Here is a 14,028-nt window from a genome sequence, read left to right as displayed (position 1 = left end):
GATCGGGCCGCGAATGTCAACACTCCACTAGACCATTGGAGCGTCGATGAAAGTCATTGTCTTCGGCGCGACCGGCATGGTTGGGCAGGGCGTGCTGCGCGAATGTTTGCGCGATCCAGATGTGACGCAGGTGCTGACGGTTGGCCGCAGTGCCACCGGTCAGCCGCACCCGAAGCTACGCGAACTCGTGCACAAGGACTTTCTCGACTTCTCGGCCATCGAAAATGACATGACGGGTTATGACGCCTGCTTCTTTTGTCTCGGCGTGACATCATTGGGTCTGGACGAGGAGCGCTACCGCCATCTGACCTACGACATCACGCTCGCGGCGGCGCGTCCGCTGGCGCGGCTCAATCCGGGCATGACTTTCGTCTATGTCACCGGCGCGGGCGCCGACCGCACCGAGCAGGGCCGCGTGATGTGGGCCCGCGTCAAGGGCAAGACCGAGAACGATCTGCTCAAGCTGCCGTTCAAGGCCGCCTACATGTTCCGTCCCGGCGCGATCCAGCCGCTGTACGGCGTGCGGTCGAAAACGGCGTGGGTTCAGGCGATCTATGTCGCGACCGCGCCGCTGCTGACATTCCTGCATCGGGTCGCGCCGAAATATGTCACCACCAGCGAAAAGGTCGGCCGCGCCATGCTCGCGGTGGCCAAGCGCGGCTATCCGAAGCCGATCCTGGAGATGGACGATATCAACAAGGCCGGGGCCTGATCGCATCAGGGCCCGGAGGCCGTCAGCGCCATCCCTCGCCCGGCCGACACAATTCGAGCGATTTTTCAGGTATTAACCTGAAATGCCGGGTTTTGGGCGTCCCGGCGCGCGGTTTCCACCTCCGATGAAACACGCTAAAAGCCGGTTATCCGCAACAGGGCAGGTTTGGCATGGATCGCATTCGCATTGTCGGCGGCAACAAGCTCAATGGCATTATTCCGATTTCCGGCGCGAAGAACGCGGCTTTGCCGCTGATGATCGCCAGCTTGCTGACCGATGAGACCCTGATTCTCGACAACGTGCCGCGTCTGGCCGACGTCGCGCAGCTGCAGCGGATTCTCGGCAATCATGGCCTCGACATCATGTCGAAGGGCAAGCGTCCCGGCGATCATGAGTATCAGGGCCAGACGCTGCACATCTCCGCGGCCAACATCATCGACACCACGGCGCCCTATGAGCTGGTTTCGAAGATGCGCGCCAGCTTCTGGGTGATCGCGCCGCTGCTGGCGCGGATGCATGTGGCCAAGGTCTCGCTGCCCGGCGGCTGCGCCATCGGCACCCGTCCCGTGGACCTCCTCATCATGGCGCTGGAGAAACTCGGCGCGGAATTGCAGATCGACGGCGGCTACGTGATCGCCAGAGCGCCCGGCGGCCTGACCGGGGCTGAGATCGATTTCCCCAAGGTCACTGTCAGCGGCACCCATGTGGCGCTGATGGCCGCGACGCTGGCCAAGGGCACGACCGTCATCAACAACGCGGCCTGCGAGCCCGAGATCGTCGATGTCGCCGACTGTCTCAACAAGATGGGCGCGAAGATTTCCGGCGCGGGGACGCCCCGCATCGTGATCGAGGGTGTCAAGAAGCTGCATGGCGCGCGGCACACCGTGTTGCCGGACCGGATCGAGGCCGGCACCTATGCCATGGCCGTTGCGATGACGGGCGGTGACGTTCAGCTTGCCGGCGCGCGCCCCGAACTGCTGCAGTCGGCGCTCGACGTGCTGACGGAAGCCGGCGCCACCATCACGCCGAACAACGAAGGCATCCGCGTCACGCGCAACGGTGCGGGCATCAGCCCGGTCAAGGTCACGACCGCGCCGTTCCCCGGCTTCCCGACCGACCTGCAGGCGCAACTCATGGCGCTGATGGCCTGCGCGAAGGGCTCGTCGCACATCACCGAAACGATTTTCGAGAACCGCTTCATGCACGTGCAGGAGCTGGCGCGCTTCGGCGCGCGAATTTCGCTGGACGGCGAAACCGCGATCATCGACGGCATTGCCAAGCTGCGCGGTGCGCCGGTGATGGCGACCGACCTGCGCGCATCCGTGTCACTGGTGATTGCCGCGCTGGCGGCCGAAGGCGAGACCACCGTCAATCGCGTGTATCATCTCGACCGCGGCTTCGAACGGCTTGAGGAAAAGCTGTCGGCCTGCGGTGCGACCATTGAGCGTATTAGCGGTTAGGCATGATCCCGAAAAGTGGGAACCGGTTTTCGGGAAAGATCATGCCCAGATAACTAAAGTCTTTTCAGGCGGGGCCATGTCCCAGAACAAAGCGTCTCAGAACACAACGGCTCAGCAGAAATTTTCTCAACGCAAACTCGCCGCGCTGGATGGCGATGATCTGGCGGTGATCTCCGCGCACATTCAGGACGCGGCGGTCGTCGCGGGCGACATTCTGTGGCGGCAAGCCGAGAAGCGTCTCGTGGTCGCGATGCGGCGGCTGGACTGCGAGGACATCATTGCGGGTGATTGCGTCCCGCGGCGGCTGATCTCGGCGCTGCGGTTCGACCGCGTGCTGTCGTGCCAATCGCGCGAGATCGACATGGATGCCCCGGAACTTCCGTTGACCCTGCTCGGGCTGGAATTCCATCCGGGCAAGACACCGGGCGGTCAGGTGATGCTGCTGTTCGCCAGCGGCGGGGTGTTGCGGCTCGAGGTCGAATGCCTCGAATGCGAGCTGGCCGATCTCGGCCCGGACAGTCTGGACGCTGATCTGGTGGACGGCGCCGCTGCCACCTAATCTGCCTGCGGGCACAGACATTTAGCAACCAATCCGGGCGGTCCCGCTCGCGGTTTTATCCTGAGAATGTTATGGGTTGGCGGTGATCTGGCGTCACTGCTCGGGGTCACATCGTTAAATGATTGAATGAGCGCATGATTTTACAGCCATGCGCGAGCCTGCCGGACCCTGAAATGCCGATCCGCCTCAATAGCCACAGCGCCGACTTCAGCGAGCGCTTCAACGCCTTTCTCGCGACCAAACGCGAGGCGTCGGCCGACGTCGAGAACGTGGTTCGCGCCATCATCGACGACGTGCGCATGCGCGGCGATGCCGCTGTCATCGAGGCGACCCGAAAGTTCGACCGCTTCTCCGTCGAGGCCAGCGGCCTGCGCTTCACGCCGGCCGAGATCGAAGACGCCGTGAAGGCATGCGATGCTGCAACGCTCGATGCGCTGAGGTTCGCGCGCGACCGGATCGAGGCGTTTCACCAGCGGCAGATGCCGAAGGACGAACGTTTCACGGATGCACAGGGCGTCGAACTCGGCTGGCGCTGGAGCGCGGTCGAGGCTGTCGGCCTTTACGTGCCGGGCGGGACCGCGGCCTATCCGTCGTCGGTGCTCATGAACGTGGTGCCGGCCGTGGTTGCCGGCGTTCCGCGCGTGGTGATGGCCGTACCGACCCCGGACGGGAAAATCCTCAATCCGCTGGTGCTGGCGGCAGCGCATCTCGGCGGCGTCTCGGAAATCTATCGCGTCGGCGGCGCGCAGGCCGTGGCCGCACTCGCCTATGGCACCGCGGCCATCGCGCCGGTGGCGAAGATCGTCGGCCCGGGCAACGCCTATGTCGCCGCGGCCAAGCGGCTGGTGTTCGGCAAGGTCGGCATCGACATGATCGCGGGTCCGTCCGAAGTGCTGGTGATCGCGGATCGCACCGCGAATCCGGACTGGATCGCCGCCGACCTGCTGGCGCAGGCCGAACATGGCGCGGACTCGCAGTCGATCCTCATCACCGATGACGAGTCGCTCGCGAACGACGTCGAGCGCGCTGTCGAAGCGCAACTGACGACGCTGCCGCGCGCGGCCATTGCACGCGCCTCGTGGAACGAGTTCGGCGCGATCATTGTCGTCAAGTCGCTCGATGAATCGATCGCGCTCGCCGACGCCATTGCTGCCGAGCATCTGGAAATCATCACCGCCGATCCCGAAGGCCTGAGCGCGCGCATCCGTAATGCCGGCGCGATCTTCCTCGGCGCGCATACGCCGGAAGCGATCGGCGACTATGTCGGCGGTTCGAATCACGTGCTGCCGACGGCGCGCTCGGCGCGGTTCTCGTCGGGCCTCGGCGTACTCGATTTCATGAAGCGGACCTCGATCCTGAAATGCGGGCCCGAGCAGCTCCGCGCTTTGGGACCGGCGGCGATGACGCTCGGCAAGGCCGAAGGGCTCGATGCCCACGCGCGCTCGGTCGGGTTGCGGCTTAATCTGTCATGAGCAAGCCGCCGCCAGATGAGGATGCCAACAACCGCGTCGTCACGGTGACGCTCGATGAGGAATCGATCGGGCGATCGGGGCCGGATATCGAGCACGAACGCGCGATTGCGATCTACGATCTGGTCGAGAAAAACCTGTTCGTGCCGGAGGGGGGCCATAGCGGGCCGTTCACCCTGCATATCGGCATCACCGGTAACCGCCTGATGTTCGACATCAAGCGCGAGGACGGCACGCCCTGCGTGGTGCACCTGTTGTCGCTGACGCCGTTCCGCCGGATCGTGAAGGACTACTTCATGATCTGCGACAGCTACTATCAGGCAATCCGCACCGCGACGCCGGACAAGATCGAAGCCATCGATATGGGCCGCCGCGGCGTGCACGACGAAGGCTCGCGCACGCTGATGGAGCGTCTTGAGGGCAAGGTGCGGATCGACTTCGAGACCTCGCGCCGGCTGTTCACCCTGATCTCGGTGCTGCACTGGAAGGGTGACGGTGGCAGCGCATGATCCCGAAAAGTGGAAACCGATTTTCGGATCAGATCATGCGCAAGCGGGAATGCATGATCGCGAAACGTCTCATACGCATCATTGACGGGCGAGCCTGAGAGATGGCGCGGTCTCCGCAAGCTGTCCTGTTCATGTGCGGACAGAACAGCGTCCGCTCGCCGACGGCGGCGTGCCTGCTGCGCCATCTGGTTCCGCGTGGGCTCTATGTGCAGTCGGCCGGTGTCAGCAAGGCCGATCTCGATCCCTTCGCCGTCGCCGTGATGAAGGAGATCGGCCTCGATATTTCAAATCACAAGCCGTGGACGGTCGCCGATCTGGAAGACTGGGAAGGCCTGAACTTCGATCTGATCGTGACGCTGTCGCCGGAGGCGCATCACAAGGCGCTGCAGTTGACCACGACCTCGGCGACCGAGGTCGAATACTGGCCGACGCCCGACCCGGTCGGCGTCGAGGGCCGCCGCGAACTGCAGCTCGATGCCTACCGGCATGTCCGGGACAGTTTGCGCCAGCGGATCCGTGAGCGATTCGCGCCGGCCGCCATCAAGAACGAGTAGCCAAATCCTCCAGAATCGACCTCTGGCGCGCCGTCATGCTGTTGTCGCCGCCGCGCCCTTCGGATAGTTTCCGCGCCCATTGACCCCCGAGCGAAATCGATAAACCCCGCATGCTAGGCAGCCCCAAATTCGTTCTCGCCTCCGGCTCGCCGCGGCGTCTCAGCCTGCTCAATCAGGCCGGTATCGAGCCCGACGCGCTGCGCCCGGCCGATGTCGACGAGACCCCGAAGCGCGGTGAGCTGCCCCGCGCCTGCGCCAATCGCCTCGCGCGCGCCAAGGCCGATGCCGCGCTCAAGTCGGTGCAGCTCGATGACGAACTGCGCGGCTCCTACATTCTTGCCGCCGATACCGTGGTCGCGGTCGGTCGCCGGATCCTGCCGAAGGCGGAACTGGTGGATGAAGCGTCGCAGTGCCTGCGGTTGCTGTCGGGCCGCAACCATCGCGTTTACACCGCGATTTGCCTGGTCACTCCGAAGGAAAGCTTCCGCCAGCGGCTGGTGGAAACCCGGGTGCGCTTCAAGCGGCTGAGCGAGGACGACATTCAAGCCTATATCGGCTCCGGCGAATGGCGCAGCAAGGCAGGCGGCTATGCCGTGCAGGGCATCGCCGGCTCGTTCGTGGTCAAGCTGGTCGGCTCCTACTCTAACGTCGTTGGATTGCCCTTGTACGAGACCACGGCGCTGCTTGGCGGCGAGGGCTTTCCGATCCGGTTCGGCTGGTTGAATGCCAGCTGACGGCACGAAATCCGCGTCCGCGGCGAAGCCCTGCCCGATCTGCGGCAAGCCGCCGGTCGAGGCCTCGAAGCCGTTCTGTTCGGAGCGCTGCCGCGATGTCGACCTGAATCGCTGGCTGTCGGGCTCCTATGCCATTCCGGCGCGGGAGAGCGACAACGAGGACGAGCCGGACGAGCCGAAATAGGCTGTTCGGCGCTTTCCGGCCGCTCCGGAAGCCCTTGAATCCGATGGAATTTTGCGAGGCACTTCCGCCGTTCACAGCCCACCGGGAAATTCCGCCAATGGCTGGACAGCGCGGCCCTGTCTCACTATAAACCGGCGCTCTCCCCGGGCAGCGTTCGGGGCGGCGCCCAGGTAGCTCAGTTGGTAGAGCATGCGACTGAAAATCGCAGTGTCGGTGGTTCGATCCCGCCCCTGGGCACCATCGCCTTTCTAAGCGATTGTTTCCACAGAACTAATGCAAAATCAGAGGCTTATGGCTACCGGCTTGGTACAAAAGGCTGGTACAAATGCCCTTGGCTATGTCACGTCCCTGGAAGCATCCTGATAGCGGTGTTTATTGGTTTCGCAGAGGTGTGCCTGCGGATTTGCGGGCGCTCGTCGGTAAGCGAAGAGAAGCGCAGCCTTCAAACGAAAGACCCTGCGATCGCAAAGAAGCGACATGCAGAAGCGCTTACAGAAGTTGAAACCCGCTGGGCAAATCTGAGAGCAGGTCCCCAAACTCTGAGCGAGCGGCAGGCGCATGAAATTGCCGCCCCTTGGCATGACCGATGGCTCGCAACCTACAAAGACAATCCAAGCGCTCAGACGACATGGCGTGTCGATTTGGCGGAACGCCTGTGGGGCGTCGCAGCGCCTTCGAAAGCAGGGACCTTATCAGTGAACTTCCTATTGGAAGTCGACGCTGATGAATCGAAGCTGCGTGATATGGAAAATTGGTGCCGGGCGGGAGCGAGAGAGTGCCTCAAGTCTAGCGGTCTGACCGTTAATGCCGACAGCGAACTGATCCTCGCAAGGGCTTTGAGCTTTGCGATCCAGCGCGCAAGTCTGACACTTGCTCGCTATGCTAAGGGCGAATTCGGCATCGGCCCACAGAGCTCGACGTCCTGGCATACCGACGTTGTCACATCATCCGAGTTGGCGAAGTCGATTTCGCTAACCGAACTTTTCGAGGGTTGGTCCACTGAACGGAAGCCAGCAGCGAAAACACTCTATGAGTGGAAGCGAGTTCTTCAAACGTTGGAAGCCTTCCTTGGCCATGGTGACGCCGGCAAAATCTCCAGTGAAGATTTGATCCGCTGGAAAAGCTCGATGGTCGATGCGGGATTGAAATCCAGAACTATTCAGAACGCAAAATTGGCGCCGGTGCGTGCAGTTCTGCAGTGGGGTGTCGACAATCGTAAGTTGGGCAAAAACTCGGCCCACCGCGTAACAATAGAAGTGAAGTCGATCGCGACGGAAAGAAAGCGAAGCTTCACAGATGAAGAAGCCAAGGTAATTCTTGCGGCGTCGTTGCTTGAGAAAGATACTGTGAAGAGGTGGGTGCCGTGGCTAGGCGCTTACTCCGGTGCGCGCGTTTCAGAACTCTGCCAGTTGCGCGTTAATGACGTGATAGAAGTCGATGGTATCTGGTGTATGAAATTTGATCCTGAAGCGGGCCCTCTCAAGAACAACAGCTCCGAACGAACCATTCCACTTCACCCAGCGCTAATTGACAGCGGCTTCTTGACATTTGTGAAGGGCATCAAGACGGGACCGCTCTTTCCGCACTTGGCGCCTGATAAGTTTGGCAAGCGGGGCGGCAACGGCACCAAAGTCATTGGTCGTTTCGTGCGCTCCCTCGGCATTATCGATACGCGATTGTCGCCGAGCCACTCCTGGCGACATCGCATCAAGACGCAGGGCCGTCGACACAGCCTTGCGAAGGACATCCTCGAGGCAATCACCGGCCACGGGCGAAGAACTGTTGCCGACAGCTATGGAGAATTTCCAGTCGAGGCGTTGCTTCGCGAATTATCAAAAATTCCTACTATCGCCCTTTAGCGGTGTCCTGAAGCGGCTGAATACGAACCTGGGGGTCGGAAGTTCGGATCTCTTCGAGCCGCTAGCACCTGGCCTTGACTTCACTCAACAATCGCTCGCGGACTTAGCTTAAGAAGCTGCGATGTGCGCCTTTCGCCGAGTAGCGGTTTACTTTTTTCTGCCCCAGCGCTGCCAGCCGGGCCGGGAGGCGATTCAGCCAATGCGTTGCGACGAAAGTTTCGGGCGAGACTCGCCCGAATTCCATGGAGTAGGATCACCCGGGGATTGAGTTCGGGGCCGCTTGGATGGTTCGTTGGGGAAAAATCCTGCTAATCGGTGCGCTGGGTGTCGGCGCCTATTGGCACGGCATAGCGCGGGACGTTGCGAAACCTGTCGCGTCACAAGCGCTCGTTCAAACGCCACCGCAAGCCATTCCAGTCGCGCCAGTGCAGACACAGGCTCCGGCGAAACCGAAATTGGCTTCGCTTCCGGAATCGAGACGTCCGTTATCTCTCGTGCCGCATCAGCCCGCCGATCAACCGAAGACGACAACGCGATCATCCAAACAGAAAATTGAAACGGCGCTAACTGCCGCCGCTATTGCAGCGCTGATCGTGGCCGCGAGTAGACAGGCCTACTATTCAACGGGCAGGCCGTGCGCGTGTCCGGATGATCGGATGCGGAATGGAAGAGCGTGCGGAAGTCGAAGCGCATACAGTAGGCCGGGCGGCGCTCAGCCTTTGTGCTCCGCTAGAGATGTCTCGGCGAAAATGATCGAAGAACATCGAAATAAAATTGCTCGACGCTAAAGACGGCAAATGCATTTGGTCAAGCCCGTGCCAATCAAGCTCGGTCTATGAGTACGCGCCCTAGAAGCACATCTTGCGCGAGCTTACTCTTGTCTACGCCTGCCAATACAATCCGCTCGATAATCTTAAATCTAGTTATGTCGAGAGTGTTGGTGTCATCGGATGTTACAGGCAAGTCTTGAGATATCGATTCCGTAAATCTGACCGAAAACTCGGCTCCTACTTCAATGCGCACGTGTCTTATGTCGGTGTAGAAATAACGGTCAAATTTCGGCCGCTTCACCCAATTGAAGGATGATCCATAGTCTCCTTTTCCTTCGTTAGTAATGATAAGTGGGAAGAGCTCTTCTGGGGTATTGAGATTTCCGCCAACGCCAGTGATGATAATCCCCGGAACGGGAAGCGCTTCTTCGTTGCATGTTACGTAGAGAAGCGCCTCTTCTAGTTCATCATCGGAATCTTCTCGGATGCTCTCAACTTTCAAAGCGTAATGAACGTTCATATACTCTCCCAGAAAACACCACCATCAGAATGGCGTCGGCGGCTCCGCCGTTAGAGTGACGTGGGTTACAAAGTCTTCCGGTCCGTCCACTGGATGCTCCAGTATTCCCGCCGTCACCGCGAGGCCGATGCAGCCTTTGTCCATTCGCCGCCGTTCACCGTTAAAAGATAAAAAGACCGGGACGTTTCTTGAACCAAGATGCCAAGCTATGTTCTTCAGCTGGCGTTCGAAGTGAGCCTGCCGCTCTCGATTTCTTGCAGGTGTGTTCTTGCCGAGCGAACTTGCTTGAAATACGCTAGTCGCAACAACAAAAACATCATTTGAGCCAGTAAGTGGCTCGTAATCTAGGGGCACTTCGGTCCAGCTTATCATTCTCTTATTCGTTTCAATCGTGTGGATCCAAGTCTTCTTATGATCCTGCGGACCCCACAAGCGCTTTAACAATATAGGACGCTAGGTTTATGAGCCAGGCCGATGATATTCGCCAGTTTGTGATTGCCAATTACATAGAGCCAGCAAGATCTCGTGGAAACAAGCAATTAGCGGTTAGAGCGGGCGATGTGCATCGCGAGATGAAGCTCGTAAACGCTCTCCCAGCTGTTTGCAGTGCAATTGGGAGCAATAAGTTTTTAGCTGACGCCCGAGTGCGTGAGATCAACCGAGACGGACCTGCGAACAGTTCGACAGTTGTCTTTACCTTTGCCTTAGGAGAGACGGCGCCAATCGATGTTGCTGCCGCGGAAGTGGAATTGCGAGGTCGATACGGTAATCCGGAGGTGGAAAACGATAAAATAATCTCGTTTCTCCTGGCGGACGGACGAACGATAGCGCTCCAACGCGATATCAAAACAGTTCAGCTGTGGTTAGAGACTGACGGCCGTGCAGCGCCCAAGGAGTGGGAATTCGAACTGTATGCTGCCTCGCGCGGCAGACATTCAAACCTCCCCGGACGACTGAGCCATAATCCTTCAGAGTTTCTACGGCAACACGGCTTTCCAAAGGATGTTTTGAGCGTACGTATAGGCGACGAAGGGCGCTTTAGAAGCGTGCTCAATTGGTACGATCAAAGTCATCGGCTGGATCGGGTTGCGCTGGAAGGGCTGAAGCAAGCTTTTACGTCTCGATTCCCAGATTTTGAAGCGGTCGGCTTTGACGCCAATCATGGCGGTTATTGGGAAGAAGAGCGTCGATACAAGCAAGCCCTCATTTCGCGTGCGAGTGAGATACTTAGTCGGGCAGACGGAAAAACAGACATCGAGCTTGGGCGTGAGTTTTTCGATCTCCTGAACTCAAAGGAATCGAATCTATTGGGTTGGAGGATGACGAATCGGTTACGCGACGTGCGGGCCGTAGATTCATCACTGATTGATGAAGCTGCAGGCGTACTAGTTCGGACCACGCTTCATGCCTCTCTTGCGGTCCAAGAGTTCGTTCGGAAGGTATGGCCCATTTATTCAGATGGGCAAGACGGAAATATGCCTTATCGGGATATGCGCACAATTCCGACCACGCTTCTCGCGCTTGCGTTGCCGGCGCGCGCGATCGTCGTGCGATACCAACCTATCCATGCAGTCGGAATGCGCCTTCTTCACCGTTCGCTTCTCAAGAATGCTCCGTTCTCGGCAGAGGAGTACGACGAGATCCTTTCATTGAGTGAAGAAATATTGAAAGTGATGAGAGAGGACTGGAGGTGGCGCCCTCGAGATCTCTGGGATGTTCAAGGCTTCATCTGGGCGACCTACAACGGATCTGAGAACGAACTCGAGAAAACTATTCAGGGGGAAACTTTGAGCATCGAGTCGCGTGCAGCAGCCGTGCCAACAAATCGAATATTATACGGCCCACCTGGAACAGGAAAAACCTATGCCACGGCGCGAGAGGCCGTCGCCTTGTGTAACGGCAGGGCCCCGGAGCATCCAAGGGAGCTGCGGGAGGAGTACGACCGCCTTGTTGCGTCTGGGCGTATCGAGTTTGTCACTTTTCACCAGTCATTCAGTTACGAGGAGTTTGTAGAAGGTCTGCGTCCCCATCAAGGCAACGAAGACTCGGTCGACTTAGACGAGGGCGCGTCGGGAGCTAGAGGGGGGCCGTCCGCGGGCTTCAGGCTCGTCCCCGAACCGGGCATTTTTCGGCGCATCACACGGCGCGCGCAGACCAGCACCGGTCCCGGCAATTCACAATTCAAGATCGGCGACCGCCAGGTTTTCAAGATGTCGATCGGCGAAGCCTCCAATCCCGACGATTCATATCTGTTCGAGGAAGCACTTGAGGGAAGCTACGCGCTGCTCGGTTTCGGCAATATGGACTGGACGGACGGCCGCTTTGAGAAACGGGAAGCATTCATTGAAGCGTGGAAGCAAGCTTATCCAGATGAGCCTGAACCCAACGCAATGAGTGGGCGTGTGCAGTGCCCATACATTTTTCGCAACTGGATGAAAGAGGGCGACCTCATCGTTGTTTCGAAAGGCAACAGTCTGTTTCGCGCGATCGGTGTTGTGACCGACCAGTATCAATACGTTCCACGCGAGAGCGGCAACTACTCTCACCGGCGCGGCGTTCGATGGCTATGGAGCGATAGGGCGGGGGTCCCGGTTGAGGAAATTTATGCACGTGGATTCTCGATGAGGTCCATTTATTTATTGACGCGCGAAGATCTGAACGTGCCGGCTCTCGAACGTTACATAGCTAGCCAGCAGCTCGATGCGAGCGGGGTGCCCGAGTCATTTGTGCTAATTATTGACGAGATTAATCGGGCCAATATTTCCAAGGTTTTCGGCGAACTGATCACGCTGCTTGAGGCGGACAAGCGCCTTGGCGCGGAAAACCAGTTGACGATTCGTCTTCCGTACTCCCGCGAAATGTTTGGCGTTCCCGCAAACCTTCATATTGTTGGCACAATGAATACTGCCGATCGCTCAATTGCATTGCTCGATACAGCGTTGCGGCGGCGTTTCGAGTTTCGCGAACTGATGCCAGATCCGACGGTGCTTGTAGACGCTAGTCAGCGGACGCAAGTGAATTTGGTGAAGTTACTGAAGACCTTGAATGAACGGATCGAGTATCTGTTTGATCGCGAGCATCAAATTGGACATGCCTATTTTATGAGCTGTAAATCTCGCTCTGAAGTGGACGCTGTCATGCGAAACAAAGTTATCCCTTTGCTGGCGGAATACTTTTACGAGGACTGGAGCAAGGTCGCAGTCGCGCTTGGCGACACGGAAAATGAGGGCCAGTTTCTGGAGCGCGCTGCGCTCATCGCGCCTATCGGAATCAATGCTGATGAAGGCGGCGAACAACGCTATCGCTGGAGCGTCAAGACGCCATTCAGCGATTCCTGTTACGATCAATTCAGATGATCCGTCGGACCGTTCTTGAATGGCGGAGTCTTCGCTACGGAGGGAGCGAAGATTGCATACCCGAATGGGCTGCAGATCGCATCGCTGCTGTCGCTAGAAGTTCTCCTCTGGGCGGAGAAGGCGGCGCGCGAATCCTGACCCACGGCAGACGAGACCTTCGTGTTGCTCAAGTCGTGGGGGTGATCGCAGCGGAAGGTTGCTCTTTAGAGATTCTTCCAAAAATTGACTTCCCTGGCGAGCCCGACGCCCAGAAAACTTCCGGGCGCATCCGTAAGCAGCTCATCCACATGCTGGCTGCAGTACTTGACATGAAAATTGCCAGCGGGGCGGTTACAGACCTCGGATGGCAAAAGGAGAATCTACTTGAGATTCTTATCGGCCTGTTCGCGCGCAAACTTGCCGACTTGCTTCGTCAAGGTATGCCGCGTCGCTATGTGGACTGCGAAGAGGATTTGTCGGCTCTACGAGGCCAGCTCAACATTACCCGCCAGTTTACAGCATTGGTTGCTCATCCGCAGAAGTTGGCCTGTCGTTTTGATGCCTTGTCGCCGGATATTGCGCTTAACCAGGTCATGAAAGCAGCCATCTCGCGGCTCGCTCGCATATCGCGATCCAATGAGAATCAGCGGAGGCTATCTGAACTTGCTTTCGCATATGCAGAAATTGCAGACGTTCCGATCCCGGCGCTTAGATGGCACGATCTAATCTTAGATCGAACTAATGAGCGATGGAGAGAGATCGTCAACCTTGCGCGATTGCTTCTTGGCGGTCGGTTCCAGACGACCTCAGATGGAAAGGGAAAAGGCTTTTCGCTGCTTTTCGAGATGAATACTCTTTTTGAAGAGTACGTTTCTATAATGCTGAAAAGGGCATTAGCTGGAACCGGCTTGTCCGTAACGTCGCAAGGTGGCCGGTTGTATTGCTTAGAGGATGTCGAGAGCGGCGAGCGGCGGTTCATGACGAAGCCCGACATCCTCATAAAGCGAGGATCCACGGTCGAATTTGTAATTGATACCAAGTGGAAGCGGCTTAGCGCGCAGATCGACGACTCCAAGCAAGGTGTAAACCAGTCTGACATTTATCAAATGATGGCTTATGGCCAAATCTATCGGTGCCCTCGCTTGGTGCTTCTCTATCCCCATCATGCTGAACTTCATCGATCGGAGGGAGTGACAGGAAGTCATCTGGTAAGTGGCAGCGATGGTCGGATAGTAATGGCGACAATTGACGTATCGACGAGCCAAGATATGCTCACTCGGGTTCGGGCGCTGTGCGATGTTGATTTTCAAATGTCGTCTGCTGCAGATATTGCAGATGTTGAGCTCGCTGCCACAGTTTGATT

14 protein-coding genes and 1 tRNA gene are annotated in these 14,028 nt (G+C 58.3%); 13 read left to right on the top strand and 2 right to left on the bottom strand.

What is annotated here, in order from left to right:
* Positions 1-46 precede the first annotated feature (46 nt).
* The 11 genes from YH63_RS05390 to YH63_RS05345 all read left to right on the top strand — a co-directional run bounded on the left by YH63_RS05390 (position 47) and on the right by YH63_RS05345 (position 8,040).
* On the top strand, positions 47-712 hold the full coding sequence (locus YH63_RS05390) for an NAD-dependent epimerase/dehydratase family protein (RefSeq protein ID WP_046828494.1): 666 nt from the start codon (positions 47-49) through the stop codon (positions 710-712).
* Between the two features lie 170 nt (positions 713-882).
* The gene (gene murA, locus YH63_RS05385; RefSeq protein WP_046828495.1) at positions 883-2,172 is read left to right on the top strand and encodes a UDP-N-acetylglucosamine 1-carboxyvinyltransferase; all 1,290 of its coding nucleotides are present in this window, start codon (positions 883-885) and stop codon (positions 2,170-2,172) included.
* Between the two features lie 76 nt (positions 2,173-2,248).
* Positions 2,249-2,731, top strand: coding sequence for a DUF2948 family protein (locus tag YH63_RS05380; protein ID WP_046828496.1), 483 nt, complete (start codon positions 2,249-2,251; stop codon positions 2,729-2,731).
* Positions 2,732-2,904: 173 nt separating this feature from the next.
* Positions 2,905-4,203 carry a histidinol dehydrogenase gene (gene hisD / locus YH63_RS05375; protein ID WP_046828497.1) on the top strand — a complete coding sequence of 433 codons (1,299 nt, stop codon included), beginning with the start codon at positions 2,905-2,907 and terminating at the stop codon, positions 4,201-4,203.
* Positions 4,200-4,709: a UPF0262 family protein gene (locus YH63_RS05370; protein ID WP_046828498.1), complete on the top strand. Its 510-nt coding sequence runs from the start codon at positions 4,200-4,202 to the stop codon at positions 4,707-4,709. The genes hisD and YH63_RS05370 overlap by 4 nt, the downstream gene beginning before the upstream one ends.
* A 101-nt stretch (positions 4,710-4,810) precedes the next feature.
* Positions 4,811-5,263, top strand: coding sequence for a low molecular weight phosphatase family protein (locus YH63_RS05365; RefSeq protein ID WP_046828499.1), 453 nt, complete (start codon positions 4,811-4,813; stop codon positions 5,261-5,263).
* Positions 5,264-5,373: 110 nt separating this feature from the next.
* On the top strand, positions 5,374-5,997 hold the full coding sequence (locus YH63_RS05360) for a Maf-like protein (protein WP_046828500.1): 624 nt from the start codon (positions 5,374-5,376) through the stop codon (positions 5,995-5,997).
* Positions 5,987-6,181 carry a DNA gyrase inhibitor YacG gene (gene yacG / locus YH63_RS05355; protein WP_046828501.1) on the top strand — a complete coding sequence of 65 codons (195 nt, stop codon included), beginning with the start codon at positions 5,987-5,989 and terminating at the stop codon, positions 6,179-6,181. Before YH63_RS05360 ends, yacG begins: the two co-directional genes overlap by 11 nt.
* Positions 6,182-6,345: 164 nt before the next feature.
* Positions 6,346-6,421: transfer RNA gene (locus YH63_RS05350), tRNA-Phe, on the top strand.
* 85 nt (positions 6,422-6,506) lie between these two features.
* Positions 6,507-6,683, top strand: coding sequence for a DUF6538 domain-containing protein (locus tag YH63_RS21995; RefSeq protein ID WP_433995091.1), 177 nt, complete (start codon positions 6,507-6,509; stop codon positions 6,681-6,683).
* A gap of 139 nt (positions 6,684-6,822) precedes the next feature.
* Positions 6,823-8,040 carry a site-specific integrase gene (locus YH63_RS05345; RefSeq protein ID WP_083992625.1) on the top strand — a complete coding sequence of 406 codons (1,218 nt, stop codon included), beginning with the start codon at positions 6,823-6,825 and terminating at the stop codon, positions 8,038-8,040.
* 822 nt (positions 8,041-8,862) lie between these two features.
* Here the strand turns inward: YH63_RS05345 and YH63_RS05335 are convergent.
* The gene (locus YH63_RS05335; protein WP_046828502.1) at positions 8,863-9,330 is read right to left on the bottom strand and encodes a hypothetical protein; all 468 of its coding nucleotides are present in this window, start codon (positions 9,328-9,330) and stop codon (positions 8,863-8,865) included.
* A gap of 24 nt (positions 9,331-9,354) precedes the next feature.
* Positions 9,355-9,702 carry a hypothetical protein gene (locus YH63_RS05330; RefSeq protein ID WP_137325126.1) on the bottom strand — a complete coding sequence of 116 codons (348 nt, stop codon included), beginning with the start codon at positions 9,700-9,702 and terminating at the stop codon, positions 9,355-9,357.
* Positions 9,703-9,791: 89 nt separating this feature from the next.
* On the opposite strand from YH63_RS05330, the gene YH63_RS05325 reads away from it, so the two are divergent.
* Both YH63_RS05325 and YH63_RS05320 read left to right on the top strand, forming a co-directional pair.
* Positions 9,792-12,686: an AAA family ATPase gene (locus YH63_RS05325; protein WP_246658015.1), complete on the top strand. Its 2,895-nt coding sequence runs from the start codon at positions 9,792-9,794 to the stop codon at positions 12,684-12,686.
* Positions 12,683-14,026 (top strand): McrC family protein, encoded by a 1,344-nt coding sequence (locus YH63_RS05320; RefSeq protein ID WP_083992626.1) that lies wholly within the window; start codon positions 12,683-12,685, stop codon positions 14,024-14,026. The genes YH63_RS05325 and YH63_RS05320 overlap by 4 nt, the downstream gene beginning before the upstream one ends.
* The last annotated feature ends 2 nt before the right edge of the window (positions 14,027-14,028 follow it).

It is taken from the genome of Afipia massiliensis, from assembly GCF_001006325.2.
GTDB lineage: Bacteria > Pseudomonadota > Alphaproteobacteria > Rhizobiales > Xanthobacteraceae > Afipia > Afipia massiliensis_A.
The sequence above is the reverse complement of the archived record's forward strand: the minus strand, read 5'-3'. Positions and strand labels throughout refer to the sequence as shown.

Coding starts and splice junctions, on each gene's coding strand:
- YH63_RS05390 (WP_046828494.1), top strand. CDS start 47: ATGAAAGTCATTGTCTTCGGCGCGACCGGCATGGTTGGGCAGGGCGTG.
- murA (WP_046828495.1), top strand. CDS start 883: ATGGATCGCATTCGCATTGTCGGCGGCAACAAGCTCAATGGCATTATT.
- YH63_RS05380 (WP_046828496.1), top strand. CDS start 2,249: ATGTCCCAGAACAAAGCGTCTCAGAACACAACGGCTCAGCAGAAATTT.
- hisD (WP_046828497.1), top strand. CDS start 2,905: ATGCCGATCCGCCTCAATAGCCACAGCGCCGACTTCAGCGAGCGCTTC.
- YH63_RS05370 (WP_046828498.1), top strand. CDS start 4,200: ATGAGCAAGCCGCCGCCAGATGAGGATGCCAACAACCGCGTCGTCACG.
- YH63_RS05365 (WP_046828499.1), top strand. CDS start 4,811: ATGGCGCGGTCTCCGCAAGCTGTCCTGTTCATGTGCGGACAGAACAGC.
- YH63_RS05360 (WP_046828500.1), top strand. CDS start 5,374: ATGCTAGGCAGCCCCAAATTCGTTCTCGCCTCCGGCTCGCCGCGGCGT.
- yacG (WP_046828501.1), top strand. CDS start 5,987: ATGCCAGCTGACGGCACGAAATCCGCGTCCGCGGCGAAGCCCTGCCCG.
- YH63_RS21995 (WP_433995091.1), top strand. CDS start 6,507: ATGCCCTTGGCTATGTCACGTCCCTGGAAGCATCCTGATAGCGGTGTT.
- YH63_RS05335 (WP_046828502.1), bottom strand. CDS start 9,330: ATGAACGTTCATTACGCTTTGAAAGTTGAGAGCATCCGAGAAGATTCC.
- YH63_RS05330 (WP_137325126.1), bottom strand. CDS start 9,702: ATGATAAGCTGGACCGAAGTGCCCCTAGATTACGAGCCACTTACTGGC.
- YH63_RS05325 (WP_246658015.1), top strand. CDS start 9,792: ATGAGCCAGGCCGATGATATTCGCCAGTTTGTGATTGCCAATTACATA.
- YH63_RS05320 (WP_083992626.1), top strand. CDS start 12,683: ATGATCCGTCGGACCGTTCTTGAATGGCGGAGTCTTCGCTACGGAGGG.